This window comes from Nostoc sp. CHAB 5715 (assembly GCF_020829685.1).
Taxonomy (GTDB): domain Bacteria; phylum Cyanobacteriota; class Cyanobacteriia; order Cyanobacteriales; family Nostocaceae; genus Nostoc.
Map to the genome: position 1 here is coordinate 1 of NZ_JAIVFR010000523.1, position 5,300 is coordinate 5,300.

At 45.4% G+C, this 5,300-nt stretch carries 5 protein-coding genes; 4 read left to right on the forward strand and 1 reads right to left on the reverse strand.

Annotated elements, in window-relative coordinates; all coding sequences use genetic code 11:
- The 4 genes from LC574_RS25005 to cysK form a co-directional block, all read left to right on the forward strand.
- The coding region (locus LC574_RS25005) for an aminotransferase class III-fold pyridoxal phosphate-dependent enzyme (protein WP_229456244.1) at positions 1–649 on the forward strand (649 nt) is incomplete at its 5' end.
- Between the two features lie 178 nt (positions 650–827).
- The gene (locus tag LC574_RS25010) at positions 828–1,109 is read left to right on the forward strand and encodes a 4a-hydroxytetrahydrobiopterin dehydratase (RefSeq protein ID WP_229456245.1); all 282 of its coding nucleotides are present in this window, start codon (positions 828–830) and stop codon (positions 1,107–1,109) included.
- Between the two features lie 818 nt (positions 1,110–1,927).
- Positions 1,928–3,661, forward strand: a complete 1,734-nt coding sequence (locus tag LC574_RS25015) for an iron uptake porin (protein ID WP_229456246.1) — start codon at positions 1,928–1,930, stop codon at positions 3,659–3,661.
- 275 nt (positions 3,662–3,936) lie between these two features.
- Complete coding sequence (gene cysK, locus LC574_RS25020; RefSeq protein ID WP_229456247.1) at positions 3,937–4,899, forward strand: cysteine synthase A; 963 nt, start codon at positions 3,937–3,939, stop codon at positions 4,897–4,899.
- Positions 4,900–4,960: 61 nt separating this feature from the next.
- Here the strand turns inward: cysK and LC574_RS25025 are convergent.
- The coding region (locus LC574_RS25025; RefSeq protein ID WP_229456248.1) for a TonB-dependent receptor at positions 4,961–5,300 on the reverse strand (340 nt) is incomplete at its 5' end.

Here is a 5,300-nt window from a genome sequence, read left to right on the forward strand (position 1 = left end):
ATCTCCTTATGAAGGCTATATATCGCTGGCTGAACGGCTCAACAGCCTTGTTCCCGGAAATGGCCCGCGCAAGTCATTGTTTGTGACGACCGGTGCAGAAGCCACGGAGAATGCGGTCAAGATCGCCCGTGCCTATACCGGCCGACCGGCGATTCTCGCTTTTGTTGGCGGGTTTCATGGCCGCACAATGCTGGGTATGGCGCTCACGGGTAAAGTGCTTCCTTACAAAAAGGGATTTGGCCCCTTGCCCGGCAGCATTTACCATCTGCCATTTCCCGACGCCTGCCGAAATATCGGGGAAGCGGATGTGTTGAATGCGCTGGACCGCCTGTTCAAGGCAGATGTCGAGCCGGCCGATGTTGCCGCTATCATTGTTGAGCCAGTGCAAGGGGAAGGGGGGTTCCTTGTTGCGCCGCCAAGTTTCCTGAGGCGTCTGCGTGAAATCTGCGACGCCCATGGCATTGTATTGATTGTCGATGAAGTCCAGACCGGCTTTGCCCGGACAGGGACGCTTTTCGCACATGAACAGGCAGGGATTGAGGCAGATCTGGTTCCTATGGCAAAAAGCCTTGGCGGCGGATTTCCGATCGCTGCGGCGGCAAAGCCAACATGTTTAACTTTTATTAAAAATAAAAATATTTTGCATTAAACCTTGTGATCTGACCAGATGTAAGTAATAGCGTCTACTTACTAAGTCTGATTTAAATATGCACACAGGCATTATTCCCTAGTTGATCCTCCCATCCTTTCTCTATGGAGAATAAAAGGGATTTTATTTGATGAAATACATAATCTCACCCAAATAATACAACTAGGAATTTCTTGATATGGCACAACTACTCACTGAGGCGGAAATTCAAGAAAGTGCAAAGGTTCTGTCAGGTTGGACTGTTAAAGGCTCCAACTTGGAGATTACCCGCACATTCAACGATTTTATCCAAGCAATTGAGTTTGTCAATAAGCTGGTGGAGCCTGCTGAGTCGGCTGGACATCATCCAGATATAGAGATTTCCTACAATAAAGTGAAGATTACACTCACAACACATGATGCAGGCGGGCTGACGCAGGCTGACTTTGATTTAGCGCAGGCGATTTCCCAAATTAACTAAGTACAGCTTTGCGTAAAATCGTGGCGAATTGAGGGTTGAAATTTAAACGCAGAGGGGAGGCAGCGCGTTGCGGGGGTTCCCACACCACTTGCTTTATGCAGGTGTTCCCGTCCACCGCAGTGGCTCCCCGTTGTAGCGACTGCCGTCGCGCAGAGGTAAGCGCAAAGGTACGCAGAGAATTCGCTACGAATTAATGAAATGTTGTACTAAGTGATTTCTTCTGACATCTTGCACTAGGTAACTGGAAGTCACCGCAACGAAAGACACAGCGCGTAGCAAGCTTTAAGGCAAAACTACGGGTTTTGCTTTAGAGTCGCGGGTTTGAAAAACCCTAATTTCTAAGCTGGTGTTTGCGATCGCAATAGCAGATAAACTACCCTGCATGAAGGCTTTGCTTACATTTGTATAGCTGAGTCATTGTGTTTTAATTGGTCTGCGAATTTTAGTAGGGCTAAGTGCAAAAAGGAATTTTTACTGACAATCTGCTAAATGTCTAAGCTTGGAGCGAGCGAATGCCTTAAACCTTACTCCCTGCTTAGATATTTAGATAATTATGTGTGACAGTTCTTAAGGCGATCACTCCAATCTTGCCATCTAGATCAGATGTTTTATAATGTTATGATATAGAGATATGTTTTTGCATAAGTTAATCAGATAAGTTTTTAACCCTAAGTTAATCGTTTATTAGCTTTGCAAAAACTAAAATTGTAGTAATGGCAACTATGCCTCATGCACAGGTTTCAATGAGATGTCGCATTTTTGAGAATTAGGTGCAACGAAACCAATTATCTAAACAAGGTGTGAGGAGTAAAGAGAAAATGTCTAGTATATTGTGGAAATCCTTAGTGGTTAGCCCAGCAATTTTGGGAGCGACATTGTTAGTTTCAACAACAGCAATTGCGGCTCCAAACACAACCACCGAAGTATCACCAGCCGCACAACCAGGTGTAACAGAAGTTGCCCAACAGCCAGAAATGTTGGCTCAAACAACCATTGATCAAGTTAACCGCTACAGCAACGAAGGTAACCAAAATAATTCTCAGTCTCAAGTAACATCGGTTTCTCAATTTTCCGACGTACAACCCACCGACTGGGCATTCCAAGCATTGCAGTCTTTGGTTGAGCGCTATGGTTGTATTGCAGGTTATCCAAATGCTACTTATCGCGGTAATCGTGCTTTGACGCGTTATGAATTTGCTGCTGGTTTGAACGCCTGTTTGGATCGGGTTAACGAATTGATTGCCACAGCAACAGCTGACTTAGTTACTAAACAAGATTTAGCTACCTTACAACGGTTACAAGAAGAATTTTCGGCAGAATTAGCAACCCTACGTGGCCGCGTAGATACCTTAGAAGCGCGGACTGCTGAATTGGAAGCCAATCAGTTTTCTACTACCACCAAACTAGTTGGTGAAGCTATTTTTGCTGTTAGTGATGCCTTTGGCGATAACACTGGTGATGCTAATAATACTGTCTTCCAAAACAGAGTACGTTTAGACTTACAAACTAGCTTCACTGGTAGAGACGTTTTGCACACCCGTCTCGCAGCCGGGAATGCACAAGCCTTTTCACTAATAGATAACGATGGTGATCCTATCAACAACACTGCTGAAGGCACACAAACATTTCAAGTTGGTGCTGGTAGTGGTAACAACAGTGTCAGCATAGATCGTTTAACCTATCAAGCTCCCATAGGCCCAGCCCAAGTTTACCTTGCGGCAAGTGGGGGACGACACAGCCATTATGCTGCTGTTAACAACCCTTACTTTTTCGACCAAACTGACGGTGGTAATGGTGCTTTGTCTGCCTTTGCTTCTGAAAGTCCCATCTATCGTATTGGTGGTGGCGCAGGTATAGCGCTTAATCTACCCCTTGGTAGAGGTCAGGGTATCCTGGGAAATAGTTCAATAACTGCGGGTTACTTGGCGTCCCAAGCTAATGATCCTGGTATTAGTGCAGGTCTGACCAACGGCGACTATGCAGCTCTTGGACAGTTAAACTTTAGTGTTGGCGATCGCTTGGCCTTAGCTGCTACTTACGTTCACGGATACAGTGCAGGCGGTGCTTTATTCGACTCGGGTGAGGCATCAGACGTAAACACTTCTTTGGGAGCAAGACCTTTTGCAGTAGGTACTGAACAATCTAACGCTTTACTAAATGCAGGTTCCAGTAACTCCTACGGTGTGTCGGCTGCATTTAGACCCAGCGACAAGCTGTCAGTTAGTGGCTTCGTCTCTTACCACGATGTGACAGGCTTTGGTGCAGATGATGATTATGAATCTTGGTCATACGGCGCTGGGGTTGCTTTAGCTGACTTTGGTAAACGGGGTAACGTTTTAGGTATTTTTGCTGGCGCACAGCCCTATTCCTTTAACCGACCAGGTTTTGGTGGTAATAATGACATACCATATCACTTTGAAGGCTTCTACAAGTATCGCGTGTCAGATAACATCTCTGTTACCCCGGGTGTAATCTGGTTGACCTCTCCTGGTCAAAACAGCGATAACGATGATGCTATTATCGGTACGCTCAGAACAACTTTCACCTTTTAGAGTGTTGACTATCCACCGATAATTTTGAACTCTATTGCTCCCCGCCATCAGGCGGGGCTTTTTGTTTTCGGTAGCAGCAACAAATAAACACCAGTAGTTAACCGGAGTATACTGGAAGAGTTAGGATCTGTGAATTATGGCGGGTTTTATATGAGTAGAGCAGAGTAGGGTGGTCATTGTAATAGTCATTTTTGTTGCTTGTAACTACTAATTAATGACTAATGACCAATGACCAATGACTCATAACTAAATAACTAATAACTAAGGGCGAAATTATGCGAATTGCTCGTAACATTACAGAACTGGTTGGTCGTACACCCCTAGTGCAGTTGAACCGCATTCCCCAAACAGAAGGATGTGTTGCAAAAATTGTGGTGAAACTGGAAAGTATGAACCCATCGGCATCAGTTAAAGATCGGATTGGGGTGAGTATGATTAACGCCGCCGAAGAAGAAGGGCTGATTACTCCTCTTAAGACAGTATTGGTGGAACCTACCTCTGGAAACACAGGAATTGCCCTAGCAATGGCAGCAGCAGCTAAGGGTTATCGGTTAATTTTGACAATGCCAGAGACAATGAGTGCGGAGCGACGGTCAATGTTGCGGGCCTATGGAGCAGAACTGGAACTAACGCCAGGGATGGAAGGTATGAGTGGGGCAATTGGGCGGGCGCAACAAATGGTTAATACTATGCCAAATACTTATATGTTGCAGCAGTTCCGCAATCCAGCCAATGCAAAAGTGCATCAGGAAACTACAGCCCTTGAAATTTGGGAAGATACCGATGGACAAGTAGATATGATCGTAGCAGGGGTGGGAACAGGTGGTACGATCACTGGTGTAGCAGAAGTGATTAAAGCACGCAAGCCTAGTTTTAAGGCGATCGCAGTTGAACCATCCAATAGCCCAGTTTTATCTGGGGGACGCCCAGGACCACACAAAATTCAAGGAATTGGGGCTGGGTTCATTCCCCAAGTTCTCAAGATAAAATTAATTGATGAAGTGATTACCGTCACCGATGAAGAAGCGATCGCTTATAGTCGGCGTTTGGCAAAAGAAGAAGGGCTACTATCTGGTATTTCCAGTGGAGCAGCTTTATGTGCAGCAATTCGCGTTGCCCAACGTCAAGAAAATAAGGGACGTTTAATTGTGATGATTCAGCCCAGTTTTGGTGAGAGGTATTTGAGTACACCGTTGTTCCAAGACCTGGAAACAAGGTTAGCCGCTAGCATCAGCTAACGATAAATTGAATTAATGGTCAATTCTAAGCACGTTTCTAACCATTACGAAACTCTCAAAGTTAGTCCAAGATGCCTGTAGGTACTGAAAGCAGATCAGTGATTACGGCACTTCCCGAAACCGAAGGATAGAAATATGACCTTGCGTTGGCAGGTAAGGTACTTGACCAGTCATTACGTGCTGTAACATCCAGGAACAAAGCATTTTTATAACCGAACTGAGCAGAGCCGTACACACTTTGTACTTCAGATTTCATAATTCTGCTGGCCACTGTGTTCTGAGAAGGGTTGGAGTTGGCCAGGTTGTAAACCCCGTCTACCACCAGCTGACCTACGTTGGTATAGTTCCTTTTGTAATAATTCAGACGCTGAGCACCACCGGCCTGTACCACCACTGAAAAT

Coding starts and splice junctions, on each gene's coding strand:
- LC574_RS25015 (WP_229456246.1), top strand. CDS start 1,928: ATGTCTAGTATATTGTGGAAATCCTTAGTGGTTAGCCCAGCAATTTTG.
- LC574_RS25010 (WP_229456245.1), top strand. CDS start 828: ATGGCACAACTACTCACTGAGGCGGAAATTCAAGAAAGTGCAAAGGTT.
- cysK (WP_229456247.1), top strand. CDS start 3,937: ATGCGAATTGCTCGTAACATTACAGAACTGGTTGGTCGTACACCCCTA.